21 protein-coding genes are annotated in these 18,592 nt (G+C 70.5%); 11 read left to right on the plus strand and 10 right to left on the minus strand.

Annotated elements, in window-relative coordinates; genetic code table 11:
* Positions 1 to 250: mycothiol transferase (locus ACTHJJ_RS10825; RefSeq protein WP_440302950.1), on the plus strand; the 250-nt coding region annotated here is incomplete at its 5' end.
* 215 nt (positions 251 to 465) lie between these two features.
* Here ACTHJJ_RS10825 and ACTHJJ_RS10830 read toward each other — a convergent pair.
* From ACTHJJ_RS10830 to ACTHJJ_RS10840, 3 genes are all read right to left on the minus strand, one after another.
* Positions 466 to 1,929, minus strand: a complete 1,464-nt coding sequence (locus ACTHJJ_RS10830; RefSeq protein ID WP_440302969.1) for an NAD-dependent succinate-semialdehyde dehydrogenase — start codon at positions 1,927 to 1,929, stop codon at positions 466 to 468.
* 98 nt (positions 1,930 to 2,027) lie between these two features.
* The gene (locus ACTHJJ_RS10835) at positions 2,028 to 3,914 is read right to left on the minus strand and encodes an FAD-binding monooxygenase (protein ID WP_440302970.1); all 1,887 of its coding nucleotides are present in this window, start codon (positions 3,912 to 3,914) and stop codon (positions 2,028 to 2,030) included.
* Positions 3,915 to 3,935: 21 nt separating this feature from the next.
* Positions 3,936 to 5,345: an MFS transporter gene (locus tag ACTHJJ_RS10840; RefSeq protein WP_440302951.1), complete on the minus strand. Its 1,410-nt coding sequence runs from the start codon at positions 5,343 to 5,345 to the stop codon at positions 3,936 to 3,938.
* Between the two features lie 152 nt (positions 5,346 to 5,497).
* Between ACTHJJ_RS10840 and ACTHJJ_RS10845 the strand changes: the two genes are divergently transcribed.
* The 7 genes from ACTHJJ_RS10845 (at position 5,498) to ACTHJJ_RS10875 (ending at position 12,653) form a co-directional block, all read left to right on the plus strand.
* Entirely contained in the window at positions 5,498 to 6,994 is a 1,497-nt protein-coding gene (locus ACTHJJ_RS10845; RefSeq protein ID WP_440302952.1) for a fumarylacetoacetate hydrolase family protein, read from the plus strand.
* Entirely contained in the window at positions 6,991 to 7,695 is a 705-nt protein-coding gene (locus ACTHJJ_RS10850; RefSeq protein ID WP_440302953.1) for a GntR family transcriptional regulator, read from the plus strand. The genes ACTHJJ_RS10845 and ACTHJJ_RS10850 overlap by 4 nt, the downstream gene beginning before the upstream one ends.
* 24 nt (positions 7,696 to 7,719) lie before the next feature.
* A complete protein-coding gene (gene hpaE / locus ACTHJJ_RS10855; protein ID WP_440302954.1) occupies positions 7,720 to 9,276 on the plus strand; it encodes a 5-carboxymethyl-2-hydroxymuconate semialdehyde dehydrogenase in 1,557 nt (518 codons plus the stop codon).
* A 45-nt stretch (positions 9,277 to 9,321) separates the two neighbouring features.
* Positions 9,322 to 10,482 carry a 3,4-dihydroxyphenylacetate 2,3-dioxygenase gene (gene hpaD, locus ACTHJJ_RS10860; protein ID WP_440302955.1) on the plus strand — a complete coding sequence of 387 codons (1,161 nt, stop codon included), beginning with the start codon at positions 9,322 to 9,324 and terminating at the stop codon, positions 10,480 to 10,482.
* A 57-nt stretch (positions 10,483 to 10,539) separates the two neighbouring features.
* Entirely contained in the window at positions 10,540 to 11,325 is a 786-nt protein-coding gene (gene hpaH / locus ACTHJJ_RS10865) for a 2-oxo-hept-4-ene-1,7-dioate hydratase (protein WP_440302956.1), read from the plus strand.
* Positions 11,310 to 12,113, plus strand: a complete 804-nt coding sequence (locus ACTHJJ_RS10870) for an HpcH/HpaI aldolase family protein (protein ID WP_440302957.1) — start codon at positions 11,310 to 11,312, stop codon at positions 12,111 to 12,113. The genes hpaH and ACTHJJ_RS10870 overlap by 16 nt, the downstream gene beginning before the upstream one ends.
* A gap of 150 nt (positions 12,114 to 12,263) precedes the next feature.
* Complete coding sequence (locus tag ACTHJJ_RS10875; protein WP_440302958.1) at positions 12,264 to 12,653, plus strand: hypothetical protein; 390 nt, start codon at positions 12,264 to 12,266, stop codon at positions 12,651 to 12,653.
* A gap of 47 nt (positions 12,654 to 12,700) precedes the next feature.
* Here ACTHJJ_RS10875 and ACTHJJ_RS10880 read toward each other — a convergent pair whose 3' ends face one another.
* Positions 12,701 to 13,186, minus strand: a complete 486-nt coding sequence (locus tag ACTHJJ_RS10880; protein WP_440302959.1) for an SRPBCC family protein — start codon at positions 13,184 to 13,186, stop codon at positions 12,701 to 12,703.
* A gap of 1 nt (position 13,187) precedes the next feature.
* Positions 13,188 to 13,517: an ArsR/SmtB family transcription factor gene (locus ACTHJJ_RS10885; protein ID WP_440302960.1), complete on the minus strand. Its 330-nt coding sequence runs from the start codon at positions 13,515 to 13,517 to the stop codon at positions 13,188 to 13,190.
* An 87-nt stretch (positions 13,518 to 13,604) separates the two neighbouring features.
* On the opposite strand from ACTHJJ_RS10885, the gene ACTHJJ_RS10890 reads away from it, so the two are divergent.
* The gene (locus ACTHJJ_RS10890) at positions 13,605 to 13,952 is read left to right on the plus strand and encodes a helix-turn-helix domain-containing protein (protein ID WP_440302961.1); all 348 of its coding nucleotides are present in this window, start codon (positions 13,605 to 13,607) and stop codon (positions 13,950 to 13,952) included.
* A 19-nt stretch (positions 13,953 to 13,971) separates the two neighbouring features.
* Here ACTHJJ_RS10890 and ACTHJJ_RS10895 read toward each other — a convergent pair whose 3' ends face one another.
* Both ACTHJJ_RS10895 and ACTHJJ_RS10900 read right to left on the minus strand, forming a co-directional pair.
* On the minus strand, positions 13,972 to 14,589 hold the full coding sequence (locus ACTHJJ_RS10895; protein WP_440302962.1) for a ClpP family protease: 618 nt from the start codon (positions 14,587 to 14,589) through the stop codon (positions 13,972 to 13,974).
* Complete coding sequence (locus ACTHJJ_RS10900) at positions 14,586 to 15,206, minus strand: ClpP family protease (protein ID WP_440302963.1); 621 nt, start codon at positions 15,204 to 15,206, stop codon at positions 14,586 to 14,588. The genes ACTHJJ_RS10895 and ACTHJJ_RS10900 overlap by 4 nt, the downstream gene beginning before the upstream one ends.
* A gap of 139 nt (positions 15,207 to 15,345) precedes the next feature.
* Here ACTHJJ_RS10900 and ACTHJJ_RS10905 point away from each other — a divergent pair, with 139 nt between their 5' ends.
* Together ACTHJJ_RS10905 and ACTHJJ_RS10910 are read left to right on the plus strand one after the other, a co-directional pair.
* Positions 15,346 to 15,657 (plus strand): protease inhibitor I42 family protein, encoded by a 312-nt coding sequence (locus ACTHJJ_RS10905; RefSeq protein ID WP_440302964.1) that lies wholly within the window; start codon positions 15,346 to 15,348, stop codon positions 15,655 to 15,657.
* 19 nt (positions 15,658 to 15,676) lie between these two features.
* Positions 15,677 to 16,102, plus strand: a complete 426-nt coding sequence (locus tag ACTHJJ_RS10910) for an MmcQ/YjbR family DNA-binding protein (RefSeq protein ID WP_440302965.1) — start codon at positions 15,677 to 15,679, stop codon at positions 16,100 to 16,102.
* A 219-nt stretch (positions 16,103 to 16,321) separates the two neighbouring features.
* On the opposite strand, the gene ACTHJJ_RS10915 is transcribed toward ACTHJJ_RS10910, so the two are convergent.
* The 3 genes from ACTHJJ_RS10915 to ACTHJJ_RS10925 form a co-directional block, all read right to left on the minus strand.
* The gene (locus ACTHJJ_RS10915) at positions 16,322 to 16,804 is read right to left on the minus strand and encodes a GNAT family N-acetyltransferase (protein WP_440302966.1); all 483 of its coding nucleotides are present in this window, start codon (positions 16,802 to 16,804) and stop codon (positions 16,322 to 16,324) included.
* A 9-nt stretch (positions 16,805 to 16,813) separates the two neighbouring features.
* On the minus strand, positions 16,814 to 18,091 hold the full coding sequence (locus tag ACTHJJ_RS10920) for an NAD(P)/FAD-dependent oxidoreductase (RefSeq protein ID WP_440302967.1): 1,278 nt from the start codon (positions 18,089 to 18,091) through the stop codon (positions 16,814 to 16,816).
* On the minus strand, positions 18,091 to 18,592 hold a 502-nt coding region (locus ACTHJJ_RS10925; protein WP_440302968.1), incomplete at its 5' end, for an amino acid ABC transporter ATP-binding protein. The genes ACTHJJ_RS10920 and ACTHJJ_RS10925, both read right to left, overlap by 1 nt.

The following is an 18,592-nucleotide window of genomic DNA, read 5'->3' on the forward strand; positions in this document are numbered from 1 at the left end:
CGACTTCAACGGTGCCCAGCCCGACTCGGCCCTCGTCGAGGACGCCTTCGCCACCTGGAAGGCCGAGATCGCCAAGGCCGACGAGTGGCTCGACGCCCACGCCGACGCGGACCTCTCCGAGCATGTCAGCGTGCACGACGAAACCGCCTCGGTCCGTGACATCCTCGTGCACGTCATCGAGGAGTACGCCCGGCACGCCGGCCACGCGGACCTGCTCCGGGAGTGCATCGACGGCCGCACCGGCCAGTAGCGATCTGCCTCCGCGTTCGAGGTGATCCCCGGACACGACTGACCGGTAGATACCTCGAACCAGGGACCTGCCTCGTCGTTCGAGGTAATCCCCGGACACGACTGACCGGTAAATACCTCGAACCAGGGGCCCGCCTTCTCGTTCGAGGGCTCCGCGGCGTACGAATGCGACAGCGCCCGGCCCCCTCGCGGGGACCGGGCGCCGTGCAGCTGGGCTCAGCCGAACGGGTTCGGCGTGAGGGTGTACTTCGTCTGCAGGTACTCGTGGATGCCCTCGGCGCCGCCCTCCCGGCCGAGACCGGAGAACTTCCACCCGCCGAAGGGCGCCGCGGCGTTGGAGACGACGCCGATGTTGAGGCCCATCATCCCGGTCTCGAGCCGCTCGATCATCCGCTGCCCACGCGCGAGGTTCTCGGTGTAGACGTAGGAGACGAGGCCGTACTCCGTGTCGTTCGCGATCCGGACCGCGTCGTCCTCGTCGTCGAACGGGACGATCGCGAGCACCGGGCCGAAGATCTCCTCGCGGAGGATGTCGCTGCCCTCGGGGACATCGGACACGACGGTGGGCTCGTAGAACGTGCCCGGACCCTCGAGGGCCTGGCCACCGGCGCGCAGCTCGGCGCCGCGTTCCACTGCGTCGTCGACGAGCTGCCTCGCCTTCGCGACAGCGCGGTCGTCGATGAGCGGGCCGATCGAGACGCCGGACTCGGTGCCGCGGCCGATCTTCATGCCCTTCACCTGCGCGGTGACCCGCTCGGTGAACTCCTCGACGAGGGAGCGGTGCACGATGAAGCGGTTCGCCGCCGTGCAGGCCTGCCCGACGTTGCGGAACTTGGCCGCCATCGCCCCGGCGACCGCCTTGTCGAGGTCGGCGTCGTCGAAGACGATGAACGGCGCATTGCCGCCGAGCTCCATCGAGGTGCGGAGCACGCCGGGCGCCGCCTGGGCGAGGAGGCGCTGGCCGACCGGCGTCGAGCCGGTGAAGGACAGCTTGCGCAGCCGCGGGTCGCCGATGATCGCTTCCGACACGGGGCCGGCCGTCGAGGTGGTCACGACGTTGACGACGCCGGCCGGCAGGCCCGCCTCGACGAGCAGCTGCGCGAAGAACATCGTCGTCAGCGGCGTGAGCTCCGCCGGCTTGATGACGACCGTGCAGCCCGCGGCGAGCGCCGGGGCGATCTTGCGGGTCGCCATGGCGAGCGGGAAGTTCCACGGCGTGATGAGGTAGCACGGCCCGACCGGGTGCTGGGACACGATCATCCGCCCGGTGCCCTCGGGGTTGGCGCCGTAGCGCCCCTGGACGTGCGCCGCCTCCTCGCTGAACCAGCGGACGAACTCGGCGCCATACGTGACCTCGCCGCGCGCCTCGGCGAGCGGCTTGCCCATCTCGATCGTCATGAGGAGCGCGAAGTCCTCCGCGCGGTCCTTGAGCAGGTCGAAGGTATGGCGCAGCAGCTCGGCCCGCTCGCGCGCGGGCGTCGCAGCCCAGGCGGGGAAGGCCGCGGCCGCAGCGTCCATCGCCGCCTTGCCGTCCGCCACCGACGCGTCGGCGATCTGCTTGACGAGCTGGCCGGTCGCCGGGTCGTGGACGTCGAGCGTCCTGCCGCCCTCGGCCGGTCGCCACTCGCCGTTGATGAGCAGCCCCTCGGGGACCCGGGCCAGCAGCTCGCTCTCGTGCATTTCCTCGCTCCGCTCGTCGCTCATGCCCTCTGCCGCGCCTCTGCCCATCGCTCCGGGCCTCGCTCGTTCCTCGCTCGTTTCCTCACTCCGGTCGGCGCTCATGCCGTCGCCACCTTCGCGCGCTCCAGCATGTTCTGGGCAAAGAACTCCGTCAGCTCGGAGGTCGCCGACAGCGGCAGCACGTGTGCAACGTACTGGTCCGGGCGGACGACGACGACGCACCCGCCGCGGTCGATGTCGCGCGCCTCGAAGATGTCGGGATCCGGCAGCGCCGCATAGACCTTCTCGTAGTCGATGAGCTGGAACGGTCCGACGCGGGGGAGGAACACCGGCGGCACGGTCGAGAGGTCGACCGCGGTGTAGTCCTGCTGGTAGACCGCCTTGACGTCGAAGACGGCGTCGAGGTCGGCGCCCTTGGGCGTGAAGCGGTTCACGGGAGAGTCCTCGGACCCGGCGAGCCAGGCTGCCCACTCGGTGAGGGACGAGCCATCGGTGTCGGCGAAGGCGTAGAGGCGCCAGCGGCCGTCCGCCCGGGCGTGGTGGCCGAGGTGGATCACGTTCGTGTCGGCCCCCCGGGTGACCTTGACGGACTTGAAGCGCTTGCCGATCGGGAAGCCCTTGGCCAGGCCCTGGTGGGTCGCCTCGCCCGTGATCATCGAGGGCTCGTACTGCGTCATGAACCCGGCCGGGAACTCGGCGGTCCGCACGTAGAACTCACCGAGCGCCTGGGCGCTCTCGAACTCCTCAGGCTTCTTGGCCATGAGGGTCGACCACTCCTTGTCGAAGTCGATGAGGTTCTGCGCGATCTTCTGCCGCTCCGCCGAGTACGTCGCGAGCAGCGACTCGGGGCTGCGGCCCTCGAGGACGGCGCCGAGCTTCCAGCCCAGGTTGAAGCCGTCCTGCATCGAGACGTTCATGCCCTGGCCCGCCTTGGCGCTGTGCGTGTGGCAGGCGTCGCCGGCGATGAAGACCCGGGGCACCTGCCCCTCGCAGCCCTCCGGCACGTCGTCGAACTTGTCCGTGAGCCGGTGCCCGACCTCGTAGACGCTGTACCAGGCGACGGAGCGGACGTCGAGGGTGTAGGGGTGCAGGATCTCGTTCGCCTTCGCGATCGCGGTGTCGACCGTCGTGCGCCGGACCGCGCCGGCGTCCTCGGGCGACACCTCGCCGAGGTCGACGTACATCCGGAACAGGTAGCCGCCCTCCCGGGGGATGTGCAGGATGCTCCCGTGCTCCGACTGGATCGCGCACTTCGTGCGGATGTCGGGGAAGTCCGTCACGGCGAGCACGTCCATGACGGCCCACGCGTGCATCGCCTGGTTCCCCGTCATCGTGCGGCCGATCGACCCGCGGACCGCGCTGCGCGCGCCGTCACAACCCACGACATACTTCGCGCGCACCGTGCGCTCGGAGCCCTCGCGCTCACCGGTCGTATGCCGCAGGGTGACCTCGACGGGGTAGCTCCCCTCGCCGACCTTGAGCGCCACGAACTCGAGGCCGTAGTCGGGCGTGGTGCGGGTCGGCGAGTTCTTCGCCACCGCGGCGAAGTAGTCCAGGACCCGGGCCTGGTTGACGATCAGGTGGGGGAACTCGCTGATGCCCTCGGGGTCGTCCACGGTCCGCGAGGTCCGGACGATGTTCTCCGGGTTCTTCGGGTCGGGGGTCCAGAAGTTCATCGCCGTGATCTGGTAGGCCTCGGCGGTGATCTCCTCGGCGAACCCGAACGCCTGGAAGGTCTCCACGCTGCGGGCCTGGATGCCGTCGGCCTGACCGATCTCGAGGCGTCCGCCCCGCCGCTCGACGATCCGGGTGGTGACGCTCGGGAACTGGGCGAGCTGCGCGGCGAGCAGCATGCCGGCCGGCCCGCTGCCGACGATGAGGACGTCCACCTCGTCCGGGAGCTCGCTGGGACGGTCGATGCCGGTGCCTGCAGCGGGGCGCACGCGGGGGTCGGCGGATACGTAACCGTGGTCGTGGAACTGCATCATGCTTCTATCTTCCGTCCATCAGTTGGCGGCGGCGCTGACCCGCGCCGGCGACTGTCCCTGAAAGTAGCCCTGGGCCTGCTCGGCCTCGTGGTCGGGTCCCAGCGGGATGCCGCTGCGGTCGCGCAGCACGAGCGTCGCGACGAGCCCGACGACCGTCATCCCGGCGAGGTACCACGTGACGGCACTCGTGCCACCGGTCGCCTGGACCAGGGCCTGCGCGATGGTCGGGGCGAAGGCCCCGCCGAGGATCGCGCCGATGGCGTAGGAGATCGAGACGCCGGAGAAGCGGATGCTCGCGGGGAACAGCTCGCTGTAGAGGGAGGCCTGCGGTCCGTAGGTGAAGCCGAGACCGATGGTGAGGAGCGCGAGGCCGAGGAAGAGCAGCCCGATGTGGCCGGTGTTGACCAGCGGGAACAGGGAGAACACCCCGGCGAGCTGCAGGACCCAGCCCACGATGTAGGTGGTGCGGCGCCCGATGTGGTCCGACACCCATCCCGCGACGGCGGTCGAGATGAGCCAGGTCACCGCAGACCCGGCAACGGCCCAGAGCACGGGGGCGTTCGCGAGCGCGAGCGGGCCCTCCTTGTCGGTGGCGTAGCGCTGGATGTAGCCGCCCGTGGTCATGTAGCCGACCGCGTTGTTGCCGGCGAAGACGAGCGCGGCGACGAGCACGAGCGGCGAGTACTTGCGGAAGAGCTCGACGATCGGCATCTGCGCCTGGTGCCGGCGCTCGGCGATCTCGTTGAACACCGGGCTCTCCTCGACCCGGCGGCGGATGTAGTAGCCGACGCCGATCAGCACGATCGAGAAGAGGAACGGGATGCGCCAGCCCCAGTTGTGGAACGCGTCGCCCTTGGCGATCTGCGCCATGAGCGCCATGACACCCGATGCGAGCAGCAGCCCGAGGGGCACCCCGATCTGGGGAGCGGCGCCGAACAGACCGCGGCGCTTCGCCGGTGCGTGCTCGACGGCGAGCAGCGCGGCACCGCCCCACTCACCGCCGGCGGAGATTCCCTGCAGGATGCGCAGCACGATGAGCAGGATCGGTGCCGCGATGCCGATGGTCGTGTGGGTGGGTAGGACACCGACGAGGGTCGTGGCGACGCCCATGAGGATGAGGGTGACCATGAGCACGAGCCGTCGGCCGTACCTGTCCCCGAGGTGGCCGGCGAGGAAGGCGCCGACCGGACGGAACAGGAAGCTGATGCCGACCGTGATGAAGGAGAGGATCTGCGCGAACTGGGGGCCGGCCGGTTTGAAGAAGAGGTCTCCGAAGACGAGGCCGGCCGCCGAGGCGTAGATGAAGAAGTCGTACCACTCGACGGTGGTCCCGACGATGGTGGCCATGACGACGCGGCGCTGGTCACTCCGGCTGCTCGTCGTCTCTGCTGGAGCGGGGCTGGTCCCCCGCGCGGACGTTGCGCTCATGCTGTGCTGACTCCTCTGTCGGCTTGACGTCGTTGTCCCACGGAGCGGCCAGGAGTGGCGTGAAGTGGCCCGCAGGGGGTGTGGCGCGACCAGTTGCTCCGGTGCGGAGGATCATATACGGTTTCAAATACAACGCAAGAGCAAGGAGGCTCATGAGCACTCAGACGGATGCCGCCGACCCGCGCTTCTCCGGACTGCCCGGACGCCCCGGCAAGATCGTCGCGGTCCACCTGAGCTACGCGTCGCGCGCGGACCAGCGTGGTCGCCGACCGGCCGCGCCCTCCTACTTCTTCAAGCCGTCCAGCTCGGTCGCCGCGTCCGGGGCCACGATCGAGCGGCCCACCGGGACGGAGCTGCTCGCCTTCGAGGGCGAGGTGGCCCTGGTCATCGGCCGCCCCGCGCGCCGCGTCTCGCTCGCCGAGGCCTGGGACCACGTCGCCTGGGTGACCGCCGGCAACGACTTCGGCCTCTACGACCTCCGGGCCAACGACAAGGGCTCGAACGTCCGGTCCAAGGGCGGGGACGGCTTCACCCCCATCGGTCCGTCGCTCATCGACGCCCGGGCCGTCGACCCGGCCGCCCTGCGGCTTCGCACCTGGGTCAACGGCGAGCTCGTCCAGGACGACACCACGGCCGGCCTGATCTTCCCGCTCGCCCAGTTCGTGGCGGACCTGTCCCAGCACTTCACCCTCGAGCCGGGTGACGTCATCCTCACCGGCACACCGGCCGGCTCGTCCGTCGTCGTCCCCGGAGACGTCGTCGAGGTCGAGGTGGACGACCCGGCGAGCGGAGCGAGCTCCGGCCGTCTCGTCACGACGGTGACCCAGGGCGACGCCGGCTACGACGAGACCGTCGGGTCCCTCCCGTCCGTCGATGACGCCCAGCGCGTCGACGCCTGGGGGTCGCCCGAGGCGGCCGGCCTGGCGCCGGCAGCGGAGACGAGCGCGACCCTCACCCCGGCGCTGCGCGCCAAGCTCGAGGAGGTGCCGGTCGCGAGCCTCTCCTCCCAGCTGCGCCAGCGCGGCCTCAACAACGTCTCCATCGACGGAGTGCGCGCCCTGCCGGGGTCCGGCAAGATCGTCGGCACGGCCAAGACCCTCCGCTTCCTGCCGAACCGCGAGGACCTCTTCAAGAGCCACGGTGGCGGCCAGAACGCGCAGAAGCGCGCCTTCGACGCCGTCGGCGAGGGCGAGGTCGTCGTCATCGAGGCACGCGGCGAGCACGGCGCCGGCACCCTCGGCGACATCCTCGCGATCCGGGCCCGGGCCCGGGGTGCGGCCGGCATCGTCACCGACGGCGCGGTCCGTGACCACGACGCGGTGGCCGCCACCGGCATCCCGGTCTACTCCTCGGCCGCGCACCCGGCCGTGCTCGGCCGCAAGCATGTGCCCTGGGACACCGACCTGACGATCAGCTGCGGCGGCGCCACCGTGCAGCCGGGGGACATCATCATCGGTGACGCTGATGGCGTCATCGTCATCCCACCGGCACTCGCGGAGGAGGTCGCCGATGCCGCTCTCGCGCAGGAGGAGTCCGATGCCTGGGTCGCCGCGCGCGTGGCCGAGGGTCATCCGCTGGACGGCCTGTTCCCCATGAACGCCGAGTGGCGCGCCCGCTACGAGGCCGAGCGCGGGTCGGGGGAGCGATGACGGGCCCCACGACGAGCGTCAACGGGGCGGCGACCGTCAGCAAGTCGCGCAGCGCCTACGAGTGGCTGCGGCAGCGGATCACGAGCCGTGACTTCACGCCGGGCTACCGGCTTGTCCTCAGCACGATCGCGAACGAGCTCGAGATGAGCGTCGTGCCCGTTCGCGAGGCGATCCGCCAGCTCGAGGCCGAGGGCCTCGTGACGTTCGAGCGCAACATCGGCGCCCGCGTATCCATGGTCGACGACACCCAGTACCGCTACAGCATGCAGGCCCTCGCCGTCCTCGAGGGGACGGCGACCGCCCTGTCCGCGCGGCGGGTCACGCCCGAGGACGTGGCACAGGCCCGTGCGGTCAACGGCCGGATGTGCGACCAGCTCGACTACCTCGACCCGCAGGCCTTCACGGCCCTGAACCAGAGCTTCCACGCCCTGCTGTTCCAACGCTGCCCCAACCCGCGGCTGCTCGAGCTCGTCAACGCCGAGTGGGCGCGTCTGGGCGGGCTGCGGACCTCGACCTTCTCCTTCGTGCCCGACCGGGCCAGCGAGTCGGTGCGCGAGCACGAGAACATCCTCGACCTCATCGAGCGGTCGGCGCCCCTCGACGAGATCGAGGAGGCGGCGCGCGAGCACCGCTCCGCGACCCTGAAGGCCTACCTCTCCCACGAACACCCGCGCGAGGTCGACGACCTCGCCCTCATCTGACCGACCTCGATCCGGAGGGAACCCATGACCCAGACAGCCGCTGCGCTCACCGAGAACCGCGTCCCCGCGGACCTGCCCGCGCGCATCCAGCACTACATCGACGGCGAGTTCGTGGACTCCGTCGACGGCGACACCTTCGATGTCCTCGACCCCGTCACGAACGAGACCTACGTCCAGGCCGCCGCCGGCAAGCAGGCCGACATCGACCGCGCCGTCGCCGCCGCCCGACGCGCCTTCACCGAGGGTCCGTGGCCGCAGATGCTGCCGCGCGAGCGGTCCCGCGTCCTGCACCGCATCGCCGACATCGTCGAGTCGCGCGACTCCCGCCTCGCGGCCCTCGAGTCCTTCGACTCCGGCCTGCCGATCACCCAGGCGCTCGGGCAGGCGCGCCGAGCCGCCGAGAACTTCCGCTTCTTCGCGGACCTGATCGTCGCCCAGGCCGATGACACCTTCAAGGTGCCGGGCCGGCAGATCAACTACGTCAACCGCAAGCCGATCGGCGTCGCGGGTCTCATCACCCCGTGGAACACGCCGTTCATGCTCGAGTCGTGGAAGCTCGGCCCGGCCCTCGCGACGGGCAACACCGTCGTGCTGAAGCCGGCCGAGTTCACCCCGCTGTCCGCCTCCCTCTGGGCCGGGATCTTCGAGGAGGCCGGCCTCCCGCAGGGCGTCTTCAACCTCGTGAACGGCCTCGGCGAGGACGCCGGCGACGCGCTCGTCAAGCACCCGGACGTGCCGCTCATCTCCTTCACCGGCGAGAGCCGCACGGGCCAGATCATCTTCGGCAACGCGGCGCCCTTCCTCAAGGGCCTGTCGATGGAGCTCGGTGGCAAGAGCCCCGCGGTCGTCTTCGCCGACGCCGACCTCGACGCGGCCGTCGACGCGACGATCTTCGGGGTCTTCTCGCTCAACGGCGAGCGCTGCACGGCCGGAAGCCGCATCCTCGTCCAGCGTGACATCTACGACGAGTTCGTCGAGCGGTATGCCGCGCAGGCCAAGCGCGTCGTCGTCGGCTACCCGCACGACCCGGCGACCGAGGTCGGCTCGCTCGTGCACCCGGAGCACTACGACAAGGTGATGAGCTACATCGAGATCGGCAAGACCGAGGCGCGCCTCGTCGCCGGCGGCGGTCGCGCCAAGGGCTTCGAGACCGGCAACTTCGTCGCCCCGACCGTCTTCGTCGACGTCAAGCCCGAGGCGCGCATCTTCCAGGAGGAGATCTTCGGCCCGGTCGTCGCGATCACCCCGTTCGACACCGACGAGGAGGCGCTCGCCCTCGCGAACGGCGTGAAGTACGGCCTCGCGGCATACGTCTGGACGAACGACCTCAAGCGGGCCCACAACTTCGCGCAGGCCATCGACGCCGGCATGGTGTGGCTCAACTCGAACAACGTGCGCGACCTGCGCACGCCGTTCGGCGGTGTCAAGGCCTCGGGCCTCGGCCACGAGGGCGGCTACCGCTCGATCGACTTCTACACCGACCAGCAGGCGGTCCACATCACCCTCGGCAAGGTGCACAACCCCTCGTTCGGCAAGAACGAGCACCACGTCACCGACGTCGACGACCCTGACCCGCGCTGAGCCGGCTCACCCTCTCCCCACCGCAACACGAGCAAGGACGCTGCCATGACGACCCCCATCACCCCGGGCTCTCCTGAGCCGGTTGTCACCTCCGACGACCCGATCCGCTCCTCGTCGCCCATCCCCACCCCGAAGGCCGCGCCGCCGGACATCCTGCGCTGCGCCTACATGGAGCTCGTCGTGACCGACCTCAAGCGGTCGCGCGACTTCTACGTCGACGTGCTGAACCTCGTCGTGACCGAGGAGGACGAGGAGACCGTCTACCTCCGCACGCTCGAGGAGTTCATCCACCACAACCTCGTGCTCCGCAAGGGTCCGGTTGCCGCCGTCGCCGCCTTCTCCTACCGGGTGCGCACCCCGGAGGACCTCGACAAGGCCGTCGCCTTCTACACCGAGCTCGGGTGCCGGGTCGAGCGTCGGGCCGAGGGCTGGAACAAGGGGATCGGCGAGTCAGTCCGGGTCGAGGACCCGCTCGGCTTCCCCTACGAGTTCTTCCACGACGTCGAGCACGTCGAGCGTCTGGCCTGGCACTACGAGCTCTACACGCCGGGCGCGCTCGTCCGGCTCGACCACTTCAACCAGGTCACCCCCGACGTCCCCCGCGCGGTCGCCTACATGGAGGACCTCGGGTTCCGGGTGACCGAGGACATCCAGGACGAGGCCGGCACGGTCTATGCCGCGTGGATGCGTCGCAAGCCCACGGTCCACGACACCGCGATGACCGGCGGCGACGGCCCGCGGATGCACCACGTCGCCTTCGCCACCCACGAGAAGCACAACATCCTCTCGATCTGCGACAAGCTCGGTGCCCTGCGCCGGTCCGACGCGATCGAGCGTGGCCCCGGCCGGCACGGCGTCTCCAACGCCTTCTACCTCTACCTGCGCGACCCGGACGGGCACCGCGTCGAGGTCTACACGCAGGACTACTACACCGGTGACCCGGACAACCCCGTCGTCACCTGGGACGTGCACGACAACCAGCGCCGCGACTGGTGGGGCAACCCCGTCGTGCCGTCCTGGTACACCGAGGCGTCCCTCGTGCTCGACCTCGACGGCAAGCCGAAGCCGGTCGTGGCCCGCACCGACTCCTCCGAGATGGAGGTCACGATCGGCGCCGACGGGTTCTCGTACACCCGCAAGGGCGACGAGCCCGAGGAGATGCCCAGCTGGAAGCAGGGGGAGTACAAGCTCGGCCACCAGCTCTGACCTGGACGAGGCCCGCGCGACACAGCGCGGGCCTCGACCCGACCAAGGAGGGAACACATGCTTGACCCCGACGTGATCGAGAAGATCGCGGCCGAGCTCGCCGAGGCCGACCGCACCAAGAGCGTCATCCCGCGCATCACCGCGCGCTACCCGGACGCGACGGTCGAGGACTCGTACGCCATCCAGGGCGTATGGCGTGACCAGATGCTGGCCGCCGGCCGGCGCCTCGTCGGCCGCAAGATCGGCCTCACCTCCAAGGCGATGCAGCAGGCGACCGGCATCTCGGAGCCGGACTACGGGGTGATGTTCGACGACACGGTGTGGGAGAACGGCTCGACCATCCCGTTCGACGACTTCTCCAACGTCCGGATCGAGGTCGAGCTCGCGTTCGTGCTGAACGCGCCCCTCGAGGGGCCGCGCTGCTCGGTGTTCGACGTGCTGCGCGCGACCGACTACGTCACGCCGGCGCTCGAGGTGCTCAACTCGCACATCGAGCTCGAGGGCCGCACGATCGTCGACACGATCAGTGACAACGCGGCATACGGGGGGATGGTGCTGGGCGGCATCCCGATGCGCCCCGACCAGCTCGACCTCCGCTGGGTCTCGGCGCTGCTCTACCGCAACGAGACGATCGAGGAGACCGGCGTCGCCGCGGGCGTGCTCAACCACCCGGCCACCGGCGTCGCCTGGCTGGCCAACAAGCTCCACGAGCACGGCGCGCGTCTCGAGGCGGGCGAGATCATCCTCGCGGGGTCGTTCACCCGCCCGATGTGGGTCTCCCACGGCGACAGCGTGCTCTGCGACTACGGACCGATGGGAACCATCACATGCCGCTTCGCCTGACACCCACCTTCCGCGGCCACCTCACCGGCGCCACCCGTCCGCTCGTCGGGATGTGGGTCTGCTCCGGCTCGCCCCTCATCGCCGAGATCTGCGCGGGCGCGGGCCTGGACTGGCTGCTCATCGACATGGAGCACTCGCCCAACGGCCTCGAGTCGGTGCTCTGCCAGCTGCAGGCCGTGGCGGCGCACCCGGTCACCCCGGTCGTGCGCGTGCCGACGAACGACACGGTGACGATCAAGCAGGTGCTCGACCTCGGCGCGCAGAACCTGCTCGTGCCGATGGTCTCGTCCGCGGACGAGGCCCGCGCGGCCGTGGAGGCCGTGCGCTACCCGCCCCGCGGGAAGCGGGGCGTCGGCTCGGCCCTCGCCCGGTCGGCCCGCTGGAACCGGGTCGAGGGCTACCTCGAGCACGCGGACGAGCACGTGTCCCTCTTCGTCCAGGTCGAGACCACCGCTGGCGTCGAGGCCGCTGCCGAGATCGCGGCGGTCGACGGCATCGACGGCGTCTTCGTCGGCCCGTCCGACCTCGCCGCTTCGATGGGGCTGCTGGGTCAGCAGTCGCACCCCGACGTGGTGGCGGGGGTGCTGCGCACCTTCGAGGCGGTGCGGGGAGCCGGCAAGCCGGTCGGGGTCAACGCCTTCGTGCCCGACGTGGCCAGGTCCTACCTCGAGTCCGGTGCGTCGTTCGTGCTCGTCGGCGCCGACGTCGCCCTCCTCGCGCGCAGCTCCGAGGGGCTCGCGTCGACCTTCATCCGGGCCACCGCAGAGGCAGACCGCGCCTCCTACTGACGGGTCCACCCTCGCTTCGCCTTCGCGAAATGGGGGACGCGGGGCGAGATGCGCAGAAGTGGGCGGAACAGCAGCCACGCCTAGCCATATCGGCCACTCCTCCCCGAAATCCCCGGGCATCCGGGCTGGTCGCACGGCTACGGTCGGCCCATGTCGCAGAGCCCAGCCGACCGTCCCGACCTTCGCGTTGCCCTGAGGGCCGAGCTCAAGGCTGCCATGCGGGACCGGAACCGCGACCACGTCGCCGCGTACCGGATCGCCCTGGCCGCGATCGCCAACGCCGAGGCAGTCGCCATCGGTTCGGAGCACCACGCGAGGGCCATCGAGACCTCGGCCGTCGGCGTCGGTGCTGCCGAGGTGCCCCGCCGGGAGCTGTCGGACGACGACGTGCACGACATCGTCCGCGGTGAGGTCGACGAGCTGCGCCGGGCTGCGGACGACATCGAGACCCACGCCCCCGCCGACGCCGAGGTCAAGCGCTCCCAGGCCGCCGCCCTCGACCGGCTGATGGGTCCGGCTGGGTCCTCAGCAGAACGGTAACCACGGGGTTGCCGTTCTGCTGAGGACCCGTTCGACGGGTTTGATGGTCAGGCGGCGAGGACGGCGTCGATCTGGTTGATGGCCAGGGTCGCGCCCTCCTCCATGCCCATCTCGAGGACCGTCTGGAGGGCCTCGGCCGAGTCATAGACGCCGGTGAAGGTCGCGCGCGTCCCGCCGTCGTGCTCCTCGAAGGCGTAGAGGTTGTGCGAGACGGGCAGCTCCGGCTTCGGGTTGAAGTCGTCGTCCGCGAAACCGTCGTCGAAGCCGAAACTGTGCGGCTCGTCGACGGAGGTGATCTGCCACCAGCCGGCGTACTTCTCGCCCTCCGGGCCGGTCATGTAGTAGGTCGACCGTGAGCCGACCGTGAGGGAGTGGTCGACGAAGGTCGCTGGGTGGGTCGGCGGCCCCCAGACCCGCTCGAGCTGGCGGGGGTCGGCGTAGAGCGCCCAGACCCGCTCGACGGGAGCCGCGAACTGCGCGGTGATGGTGAGGGTCCGGTTGTCGAGGTCCTTGCTGACGTTCGTGACAGGCATGTCACTTCTCCTCTTTGAGTAGTGCGTCGATGCGGTCGATCCGGCCGCGCCAGACGTCCTCGAGCTCGTCGAGCATCGAGGCGACGGCGCGGACCGCTTCCACGTCCCCGCTCGCGAGCTGCTCGCGGCCGTTGCGCCGCTTGATGAGCAGGCCCGCGCGCTCGAGGATCGCGGTGTGCTTCTGCACCGCGGCGAAGCTCATGTCGTACTTCGCCGCGAGCTCCGTGACGGAGTGCTCACCGGCGAGCACGCGACGCAGGATGTCGCGCCTCGTCCGGTCCGCGAGCGCGTGGAAGAAGGCGTCCGCCCGGTCCTCGCTGCTCTCGCTCATGCGACAAACATACACCCGATCGGTTGTATGTCAAGCCGTGAGCGAACGGCGCCGCCCAGGGGTGTGCCGGCGGGTTAACGTCGGTCCATGAACACCGTCGTGCGACTCCAGCCCAAGCACGAGGCGCGCCAGGCGCCGCGGGTCCCCGAGCCGGAGCCCCTGTGGCGCGAGGCGGTGGGTCGGCAGTTGCGCGAGGAGCGCCACCGGCGCGGGGAGCGGATCGCCGACGTGGCGGATCGGGCCGGGATCTCGCCGCAGTACCTCTCCGAGCTCGAGCGCGGGCGCAAGGAGGCGTCCTCCGAGATGCTGTCCGCCGTCGCCGGTGCCCTGGACCTCACCGTCCGTGACCTCGTCGACGGCTCGAGCCGGCATCTCGCCGGGCTCGGCCAGAGGGCCCAGGCGGCGAGTGGTCGTATGACGCTCCTCGCCGCCTGAGCCGCTGGTGCCGGCCTGCTCAGGCGGGCAGCGCGGACGCGGCAGGGAGGCGCGCTGACAGGACGGTGTCGACGATGCCGTAGTCGACGGCGGCCTCCGGCGTGAGGATGAGGTCGCGTGCTGTGTCGCGCCGCACCTGCTCTGTGGTGCGTCCCGTGTGCTGGGCGAGGAGCTCCTCCTGCATCCTCCGGACCCGCTCGATCTCGTCGGCCTCGAGGATGAGGTCCGGGACGGTGCCGCGCCCCTCGGCTGCGGGCGCATGGATGACGACGCGGGCGTGGGGCAGGATCGCCCGGGAGCCCGGCTCGCCACCGGCCAGCAGGACCGCGGCCGTGGCGACCGCCTGTCCCACGCAGGTCGTCTCGACGCGGGCGCGGACGAACCGCATCGCGTCGTAGATCGCCAGCGTCGCGGGGATCGAGCCGCCGACCGAGTTGATGTACAAGGAGATCGGGGCGTCGGGGTTGTCGTTCTCGAGGTGCAGGAGCTGGGCGATGATGGCGTTGGCCACACCGTCGTCGATGCCGGTCCCGAGGTAGACGATACGGTCGGCGAGCAGACGGCTGTAGATGTCGACCGTCCGTTCTCCGCCCCGGTCGCTGCGGGTCGTGACGTAGGGGATCGGGTAGCTGCTCATCGGGTGCTCCTCAGGCCGATCGGGGTGCGGTGCTGTGGCATGACGTCCTCGAGGGACGCGACGATCGTGTCGACGAAGCCGTAGTCGAGCGCCTCCTGCGCGGTGAACCACCGGTCGCGGCGGGAGTCCTCCTCGACGCGCTCCAGCGGCTGGCCGGTGTCCTCGGCGATGCAGGCGAGGACGACGTCCCGGGTCTGCCGCAGGTCGTCGGCCTGGATCGCGATGTCCATCGCTGTGCCCCCGATCCCGGCCGAGCCCTGGTGGAGGAGGACCTTGGCGTGCGCCATCGTCGCGCGCCGGCCGCGGGTGCCCGAGGAGAGCAGGAACTGGCCGGCACTGTAGGCCATCCCGAGGTTGATCGTGGCGACATCGTTGGGGATCGCCCGCATGCAGTCGCGGATGGCGAGCATCCCCGGCACCGATCCGCCCGGCGAGTTGATGAGCAGCCGGATGTCGGCGACGGGGTCGTCGGCGGCGAGCAGCAGCAGGGCGCTGCAGAGCCGGTTGCTGTTGCGGTCCTCCAGGGGCCCTTGGAGCAGGAGGGTGCGTTGCTCGAAGAGGCGTCGGTGCAGTTCCTCGTCCAGCAGCTGGGCTGGGTCCTGTGTCTCGGTGCTCATGGACCCAGCCTCGGCGGAGGGACGCCGGCCCGGAAGAGCGCGCTGCCGAGAGCAGCGCGGCCCTGTGCAGCGCCACCTGCGGGGGCTGGCAACGGCGGAGCCGCAGGAGGACTCTGAAACCGACGGACGAGGAGGCGACGTGCAGCACGTGATCGCCGAGCCGCAGGACGAGTCGCGGGTGGAGCTCGCGATGGGTGACGAGGTGGTGCTCCGCCTCGGACAGCCGTCGGGCGGCGGCTACCTGTGGACCCTGTCAGAGGTCCCCGGGTTCCTCACGGTGCTCGCCACGGAAGTGGAACGGGTCGATGTGGCGCTGCCGCGGCAGGGTCGCACGGCGACGCTCGGGCTGCGGGCGACGGGTCCCGGTTCGGGCGACGTCGTCGTGCGGCTCCGCCGGCCGTGGGAGGCCGAGGCCGCCGACCAGCGACGAATCCACGTCGAGGTCCGCTGACCGCTGACACCATGGTGCGATGACGAGGTCACGCCGGGCCCGGGTCGGGGACGTCCATGCCATCGCGGGCGGCATGCCCCACGTGACCGTGGAGGGCGCCGGCGCCAAGGTCGTCTACCAGGTCGGTGGCAAGAGCTTCGTGTTCTTCCGCAACCCGCGGCGCGACGCGGTCGACGAGACGACGGGCGAACGGCTGACCGACGTCATCGTCATCTGGGTCGGCTCCGACGGTGAGAAGCAGGCGCTGATCCAGGACGAGCGGCTGCCCTTCTTCACGACACCGCACTTCGACGGCCACCCCTCAGTGCTCGTTCGGCAGGCGCACCTGTCCCGCATCGACGTCGACGAGCTCCGCGAGATCATCCAGGACGCATGGCTGGCACGCGCCTCGACGACGCGGGCAAGGGCATGGCTCGCAGAGCACGCCGACAACGAGTCCGTATGACGCTGAGCCGCTTTCGCGTGCACCGTCGAGTGAGCGCCCCGCCACAAGACAACTCGACCTCCGCTGGTTCCTTCACCGTCGAGTGAGCGCTCCGCCCCAAGAAAGCGCGTCCTCCGCTGGTTCCTCCACCCGTCGAGTGAGCGCTCCGCCCCACCCGTCACAGCCAGACCTTGGTGCGTGAGCAGCTTTGGGTGCAGATCGCTGCTCACACCTCCGGGATCAGTCGAGCTCGCGGGCGTAGACCCTCAGGACAAGGTGGGGATAGACGGGCCAGTCCCGCTGCGGCAGGTGGACGAAGCCGCCCTCGTCATAGAGCCGGTGCGCCCTGGTGCTCCAGTCGGCCGTGGACAGCACGACGCGGCGAAACCCCTCGGAGCGAGCCCGATCCACCACCGCATCCAGCAGCGCCCGACCCACCCCGCGGCCCTGCACTGCGGGATCGACCGCGAGCATCCGGAACTCCGCCTCGTCGTCCGCGGCGACCTCACGGTGGGGTGACCCAGGGGGCGGCCACGTGACGGTCCCCAGGACTGCCGACCCAACGACCGCGACCCACACCTCTGCGCCGTGCACCCGTCCGGCGACGTCGCGGAGCTCCTCGTAGTAGTCGTCACCGGGACGCAGACCGCTCGGTGCATAGGCCGCGGCGAGGATGTCGGCGACATCGCCGTACTCGTCCTTACGGGCCACGCGGATCTCCACGAGGTCAACCTAACCGCGGCGGAGCGGTCCCCGGCTGAAACGCATCGGATCGAAGGCCCTCACCGACGCGGCCGGACCGGCCGCCACGAGATCGGCGACGAGCGTCCCGGTGGCCGCACCGAGCGTGAGCCCGAGCATGTTGTGCCCCGTGGCGACGACGATGCGCTCCGAGCCGGGCACACAGCCGATGAGCGGCTTGCCGTCGGGTGTCATCGGCCGGGGTCCGACGCGCTCGTCGGTGCTCGCCGCCCAGTCGATCCCGGCAAGGTACGGATCAGCCAGCCGCTTCATCAGGTCGATGCGTCCCTGATGGACGCCCTCACGCGTCCCGTCGAACTCCACCATGCCGACGACCCGGGTTCGATCACCCATCGGCGTCAGGCCGACATGGGTGCCACCGAGCCGCAGCACGTGCGTCGGCGGGTGCTCCGGGTGGACGCTGAAGCTGTAGCCCTTGCCCGGCGTCACATAGCCACGCACGCCCAGTGGACGGAGCAGGCTCTCCGACCATGCACCCGCCGCGACGACCGCGTGCTCGGCCTCGACGACACCAGCAGGGGTGTCGAGCTCGACCTGCTGAGAACGTTGGCGGACAGCCCGCACCGGTGCCTCCGTCACCAGCCGCGCACCGCGGGAGAGCACGGACTCGACCAGGGAGTCGACGAGCCGCGACGGGTTGAGCCACCGGTCGCCGCGATGGAGGAAGCCGAACTGCGACGCAGGCCCGAGACCCGGCTCCAGCTCGAGCAGCGCCTCGCGCCCGACGATCGGCTCCGGTGCCGGCGCGAGCCCGCGTCGCGACACGGCGGTCAGCGACGCCCACGACGCCTCGGCCTCCTCGCGCGTCGAGTGGAGCATGAGGAAGCCCTCGTCCTGCAGGTCGCTGATGATCCCGGCCTCGACGAGCCGGTTGACGAGCGAGGCCGTCTGCCGGTTCAGCACGTCGAGCTCGTCCCAGGACCGGGCGAACCGGCTCGCCGGTGCGTTCGCGACGAAACGAGCGAGATAGCCAGCCACCCCTGGCACCGCCGCCGGATGGAGGAAGAAGCTGCCGCCCGACGGAGACGCGAGCGCCCGCATCCCGTCCCGGACGACACCCCACGACGGCATGGGGTCGCTGCGGGCCGGGCACACCCACCCACCGTTGACCCTGGCAGCCCCGCCACCCGGCGCGCCTGCTTCTAGGAGGGTGACGGCATACCCTCTCTCGAGCAGGTAGTGCGCGCTGAACAGCCCGATGAGCCCGGCGCCGATGACGGCGACCTCGGTGCCCTTCGGGCCGACCATCAGAACCGCTGCCGCTTCACGCTCTCGGGCAGGTCCGCCGACGGCTGTCCCGCCGACCCCGGGTCCTGAGGGTGCTGGCGCCTCTCCACGTCGTCGTCCCTGTCTGACCCGACGTGCGTGGGGTCGAGGACGCGCTTGAGAAACGTCCGGGTCCGCCTGTGCTGCGGGTCGCCGATCACCTGGTCGGGATGGCCCTCCTCGACGATGACACCGCCGTCCATGAAGATGACGCGGTCGGCCACTTCGCGCGCGAAGGCCATCTCGTGGGTGACCACAATCATCGTCATGCCCTCGGAGGCGAGCCGGCGCATGACGGACAGGACGTCCCCGACGAGCTCGGGGTCGAGCGCCGAGGTCGGCTCGTCGAACAGGAGCAGCTCGGGGTCCATCGCCAGCGCGCGCGCGATCGCGACGCGCTGCTGCTGTCCGCCGGACAGCTGCGCGGGGAAGGCGTCGGCCCGGTCGGCGAGCCCCACCTTGTCGAGGTTGGCCCGGGCGATC

The sequence above is a fragment of the Intrasporangium sp. genome (assembly GCF_051961875.1).
Taxonomy (GTDB): Bacteria; Actinomycetota; Actinomycetes; order Actinomycetales; family Dermatophilaceae; genus Intrasporangium_A.